The sequence below is a fragment of the Streptomyces bambusae genome (assembly GCF_019400985.1).
In the GTDB taxonomy this organism is placed as follows: domain Bacteria; phylum Actinomycetota; class Actinomycetes; order Streptomycetales; family Streptomycetaceae; genus Streptomyces; species Streptomyces bambusae_A.
The window spans coordinates 1-5474 of sequence record NZ_WTFF01000410.1 but is presented as its reverse complement, the minus strand read 5'-3'; the positions used below and the strand labels follow the sequence as shown (position 1 = coordinate 5474).

4 protein-coding genes are annotated in these 5474 nt (G+C 73.2%); 1 reads left to right on the top strand and 3 read right to left on the bottom strand.

Annotated elements, in window-relative coordinates:
- On the bottom strand, positions 1-1128 hold a 1128-nt coding region (locus GPJ59_RS32780; RefSeq protein ID WP_219671558.1), incomplete at its 3' end, for a DUF5685 family protein.
- A 289-nt stretch (positions 1129-1417) separates the two neighbouring features.
- Between GPJ59_RS32780 and GPJ59_RS32775 the strand changes: the two genes are divergently transcribed.
- Positions 1418-1864 carry a cell division protein SepF gene (locus GPJ59_RS32775; protein ID WP_219671557.1) on the top strand — a complete coding sequence of 149 codons (447 nt, stop codon included), beginning with the start codon at positions 1418-1420 and terminating at the stop codon, positions 1862-1864.
- A gap of 33 nt (positions 1865-1897) precedes the next feature.
- On the opposite strand, the gene GPJ59_RS32770 is transcribed toward GPJ59_RS32775, so the two are convergent.
- Both GPJ59_RS32770 and GPJ59_RS32765 read right to left on the bottom strand, forming a co-directional pair.
- On the bottom strand, positions 1898-3079 hold the full coding sequence (locus tag GPJ59_RS32770) for an acyl-CoA dehydrogenase family protein (protein WP_219671556.1): 1182 nt from the start codon (positions 3077-3079) through the stop codon (positions 1898-1900).
- A gap of 343 nt (positions 3080-3422) precedes the next feature.
- Positions 3423-5111 carry an MFS transporter gene (locus tag GPJ59_RS32765; protein ID WP_219671555.1) on the bottom strand — a complete coding sequence of 563 codons (1689 nt, stop codon included), beginning with the start codon at positions 5109-5111 and terminating at the stop codon, positions 3423-3425.
- Positions 5112-5474 lie beyond the last annotated feature (363 nt).

Below are 5474 nucleotides of genomic sequence, written 5' to 3'. Positions count from 1 at the left end.
GTATCCGCCGCTGCCGCCGCCGTGGCCGGGGGGCGGCGGCACACCGGGACCGCCCGGGCCGCCGGGGGCGGCGCCGTAGGGGCCCTGACCGTACGGATTCTGGCCGTAGGGGTTCTGGGGATGCGGAGTCTGAGGGTACGGAGTCTGGGGATACCCGGCGCCGCCGCCCTGGTCGCCGTACGGGTTGCCGCCGTACGGGTTGCCGCCGTACGGCCCCGGCGCGGAGTGCTGGGCGGTGGGCTGGGCGGAGTGCTGGGCCGTGTGGCCGCAGGAGCGGGTGCCGAAGGCCCGGTCGACGGAGGAGCGCAGCTCGTGGACCAGCAGCCGGTGCGCGAGCCCGTCGTCCACGAACTCGACCTCGCGCAGGGCCAGGCGTATGCCGCGCAGCGCGTCGTCGCACAGCCGGCGGGCCTCGGCGAGGTCGGTGCCGGTGGCGTCGAGCGGGTTCCAGGCGCCCGCGGCGCGGTCGGCCGCCAGGTCCTCGACGGCGTCGAGCAGGTGGGCGAGCCGGCCGAAGTAGCGGCCCGCCTCAGCGAGCGCGGCGGCGTTGCCCGGGCGGCCGGCCAGCTGCGCGGTGTGCGCGAAGGCGGCCGCCGTCGCGGTCTCGGTCGGCTCGGTGACCACGAGCACGGGCGTGCCGAGCCCGGCCAGCGCCTCGATGCCGGACTGCCGGTCCACCGCGTCGACGAGGACGGCCGTGTCGAAGCCGAGGGAGGCGCCGGTACGGGCACCGGCCCGGTCCCAGCCGCGGGCCACCGAGCGCGCGGCGGCGGCGAAGGGCTTGCGGGCCAACACCCCGTCGCGGTCGGCCACGTGGTCGCGCAGCTTCGCCGAGGCGAGCACCAGCGAGACGGCCGCGGCGAGCCGCGCACCCTCGCCGTTGGCCACCGGGGCGGTGCGCATGCCGCGCAGCGGGCAGGGGCCGGCGGTGCGCCGTGCGCCGTCGGCCGGGCCGGACTGAGCCTCCGTCAGGACGGAGACGAGCAGCCCGTCGTAGTTGGTGGCGATCCGGGCGAACTGTCCGTGGTCCCCGCGAAGTGCGAGGCACAGGCCGCAGAGATGGGCCATCCATTCGCCCTTGAACCGCTCCCCCAATCGATGCGTACAAGGCCTGACGATGCCGAACAAACCGACTCCCCCGTGTGTGGTGCGCGTGCGTGCGGGGCATCGTACCGAGCCCGGGCCTTCACCCATACGTCCGCTGCTGTCACCCGCCCGGAGGCGACGGTCGTATTTTCACTCAGTCAGCAGTGGTAGCTGCCAGCAACCTTGGCGGTGCACTGGATGTTCTGCACCAGTACCGTCACGAAACCCCTGCGCGGCGGCTATCCACTTGGCGCGTTGTCAGCATCATGGACGACCATAGGGACGCGGAGACGAAAAAGACCTGAGACAACCGCGGTGAAAGGAGGCGTCCATGGGTTCGGTTCGCAAGGCGAGTGCCTGGCTGGGTCTCGTGGAGGACAGCGACGACGAGCGTTACTACGACGACGACTACGCGGAGGCGCCGCAGGGCCCGCACTCCGGGGACCAGTGGGTCACCGACCCCCGGGTGAAGGTCGTGTCGGACTCGGCCGTCGAGCAGGGCCGGCGGATCGCCACGGTCACCCCGGACGGCTTCCGTGACGCGCGCGGCATCGGCGAGCTGTTCCGCGAGGGCGTCCCGGTGATCGTGAACCTGTCGTCCATGGACCCGGCGGACGCCAAGCGCGTGGTCGACTTCGCGGCCGGCCTGACCTTCGGCCTGCGCGGCTCGATCGAGCGGGTGGCGACCAGGGTCTTCCTGCTGACCCCGGCCGACACCCAGATCGTCAGCGGCGAGCACGGCGGCCGCGCGGCGGACGGTTTCTTCAACCAGAGCTGAGCGGGGGGCACCACCCAGCGGTGGCCGGGGGACTTACCGGAAGGCGTCGAGCCCGGTGAGCGCCTTGCCCAGCACCAGCTGGTGCATCTCGACGGTGCCCTCGTAGGTGAGGACCGACTCCAGGTTGGTGGCGTGCCGCATCACGGGGTACTCCAGTGAGATCCCGTTCGCGCCCAGGATCGTACGGCTGGTGCGGCAGATGTCGATCGCCTCGCGCACGTTGTTGAGCTTGCCGAAGCTGATCTGCTCCGGCCGCAGCGTGCCGGCGTCCATCCGCCGGCCCAGGTGGTGGGCGAGCAGGATGCCCTTGTGCAGTTCCAGCGCCATGTCGGCGAGCTTGGCCTGGGTGAGCTGGAAGCCGCCGATCGGCTTCCCGAACTGCTCCCGCGTCCGCGCGTAGTCGAGCGCGGCCTCGAAGCTCGCGCGCGCCGCGCCCATCGAACCCCACACGATCCCGTACCGGGCGTGGCTGAGGCAGCCCAGCGGACCCTTGAGCCCGGTGACCCCCGGCAGCACCGCGTCGGCGGGCAGCCGTACGTCGTCCATGACCAGCTCGCTGGTGACGCTGGCCCGCAGCGACCACTTGTGCTTGATCTCGGGCGCGGAGAAGCCCGGCGCGTCGGTGGGCACCGCGAAACCGCGGATCCCCTCGTCGGTCTGCGCCCACACGACGGCCACCGCGGACACGGACCCGTTGGTGATCCACATCTTGCGCCCGTTGAGCACCCAGTCCGCGCCGTCCCGCTTGGCGTACGTGCGCATGGCGGCGGGGTCGGAGCCGACGTCGGGCTCGGTCAGCCCGAAGCAGCCGATCAGCTCGCCGGCGGCCATGCCGGGCAGCCAGCGCTGCTTCTGCTCCTCGGAGCCGTACTTCCAGATCGCGTACATGGCCAGGGAACCCTGGACGGAGACCAGCGAGCGGATGCCGGAGTCCGCGGCCTCCAGCTCCAGACAGGCCAGTCCGTACTGCACGGCGCTCGCGCCCGCGCAGCCGTAGCCCTCCAGCGACATACCGAGGGCGCCGATCGCGCCGAGCTCCCGGGCCAGTTCGCGGATGCCCGGCAGCTCGCCCTTCTCGTACCACTCGGCGATGTGCGGCAGGACCCGGTCGGCGGCCCAGCTGCGGACGGTGTCGCGGACGGCGAGGTCCTCGGGGCCGAGGAGGTCGTCGATACCGAGCGGGTCGGTGGGCACGAAGGGCACTGACACGGACAAGGGGCCTCCTTGGCGGGGGCTGGCGGGGAACCTGGCGGCGCGGTTCTTCACGCAGCCGCGCCGACGCTATGCGCGAACGCCCCCGCGAGTCCACCCCCACCCGCTGCGCGGGGCCTTTCCCCTACCCGCCCCTTCCCGAACTGGGGCTCCGCCCCAGACCCCGTTCCGTGCGCTGCGCGCCCGGTGCGCTCAAACGCCGCGCGGGCTGGAAAATCCAGCCCCGCCGGCGTTTGAGGCGCGGGGGTACGGGGGCGGAGCCCCCGAAAGCGGGGGCCGGGGCGGCAGCCCCGGTTTCGGGAAGGGGCGGGGAGGGGAAAGGCCCCGCGCAGCGGATGCGGGAAGGTCAGGCCAGGCGGCCGTCAAGGGCCCGGTCGCAGGCCGGATCGGCCTGGGCCGGGATGGCCACCCCCGCGGAGCCCGAGGCCGGCACGGCCTCGCCCTCGTCCGCCGCGGACTCCGCAGCCACGCACTCCATGACCTTCGGCAACTTCAGCGCCATCACCGCCCCCGCCACCAACAACCCCGCACTCACCACAAGCGTGACATGCAGCCCGTGCACGAACGACGTCCGCGCAGCCGCGTGCAGCGCCGCCCCCGCCGCCCCACCCAGATCCGCAGCGATCTGGTACGCCTCGCCGAGCGAATTCGCCGCCCCCGCCGAGTCCCCCGGCGAGACGCCGGTCACATCCGCCAGCCCGGGCGCGTACGCCGCGTTCATCACGCTGCCGAGCAGCGCGATCCCCATGCCGGCGCCCAGCTGGTACGAGGTCTCGCCGATGGCCGCCGCGCCGCCCGCCGCCTCCACGGGGGCCTCGCTGAGCATCGACTCGTAGGCGGCGAAGAGCGTGGTCTGCAGGCCGAAGCCGAGCAGGACGAAGCCCACGGTGAGCAGCACCGGCCGGTCGTGCTGCCCCATCAGGGTCAGCACCAGCACGGCCAGCGCGGTCAGCGTGAAGCCGAGCGAGACCATCAGGCGCGGACCGACGCGGTGCAGCGTGTACGAGCCGGTGGCGCCGGCGGCCATCGCGGCGAAGGTGAGCGGCAGCAGCCGCAGGCCGGTCTCCAGCGGGCTGAGCTCCAGCACGAGCTGGAGGTACTGGACGGCGATCAGCTCCAGGCCGACCAGGGCCAGCATGGCCAGCACGATGCAGCCGACCGAGGTCGTGAAGGTGGCGCGGGAGAACAGCCGCATGTCGATCAGCGGGTGCGGACGGCGCCGCTGCCGCCGTACGAAGAGGACCAGCAGGGCCGCGCCGAGCACCAGCGGGACCAGTGCCCGGGGCTCGAGGAGGTTCTGGTCGGCGCCGGCGCGCTTGACGCCGAGCACCACGCCGAGGACGCCGGCGGCGGCCATCAGCGCACCGACGACGTCCCACGGTCCGTCCGTCGCGCCCCGGGACTCCGGCAGCAGCCAGCGCCCGATCGGCAGGATCAGCGCCATCAGCGGGATGTTGATCAGGAAGACCGAGCCCCACCAGAAGTGCTGCACGAGGAAGCCGCCGAGCACCGGCCCGCTGGCCGCGCCGACCGCGGCGACGGCGGTCCAGATGCCGATGGCCAGCGCCCGCTCGCGCCGGTCGGGGAAGACCTGGCGCAGGATCGACAGGGTGGCGGGCATGATCATCGCGCCGCCGATGCCGAGCAGTGCGCGGGCGGCGATGAGGAGCTGGGGGCCCTGGGCGAGGGCGGCGACGGCCGAGGCCGCGCCGAAGAGCCCGTAGCCGAGGAGCAGGATGCGGCGGCGGCCGACCCGGTCGCCGAGGGTGCCGAAGAGGATCAGCAGCGAGGCGCAGACCAGCGGGTAGGCGTCCACGATCCACAGCAGCTCGATCGAGCCGGGCCGCAGGTCCTCGGTGACGGAGGGAACGGCGACGTGCAGGATCGTCGCGTCGAGCGCGACGAGCACGAGGCTCACGCACAGGACGGCCAGGACGACCCAGCGGTTGGTGCCTCCGGCGAGCGCGGTGAGCCGCTGTCGGGCCTGCCAGGGGGAAGGGGTCCGGTTGCGGCCGGCCGGGTTCGTCCCCGACATGCATGTACCTCCCAGGTGATCCCTCGCACTCGGCGGACCAGCGTGTGTGACGTGCCGCGGTTGAGCGGCAGGGCTACGGGGTCCGGCATCGACACGCGAGTGAACGGCCAGCGTACGCGAGTTCGGACGTCGGTCACGTGGTCAAGCTCTCACCCCGGCCGCCGCCGGCCTGTGGCGTACGCCACTCCCTCTCCCCCCGCGTACACGCGCGACCACGCCCCGTGGTTCTGCGGCCCGGTCCTACGATCCGGTGCCACCGATAATCATGCCTGTGGAAGATCATGGATCGAACCGGGCCGGGGCGACGCCGCCGCGCTCGCGCCGGGCGCCGGGCGACGCGCCGGACCCCGCGCAGGGTGGGGC

Excerpts from the sequence above, each read along its gene's own strand:
- GPJ59_RS32775 (WP_219671557.1), top strand. The coding sequence starts at position 1,418 with ATGGGTTCGGTTCGCAAGGCGAGTGCCTGGCTGGGTCTCGTGGAGGAC.
- GPJ59_RS32765 (WP_219671555.1), bottom strand. The coding sequence starts at position 5,111 with ATGTCGGGGACGAACCCGGCCGGCCGCAACCGGACCCCTTCCCCCTGG.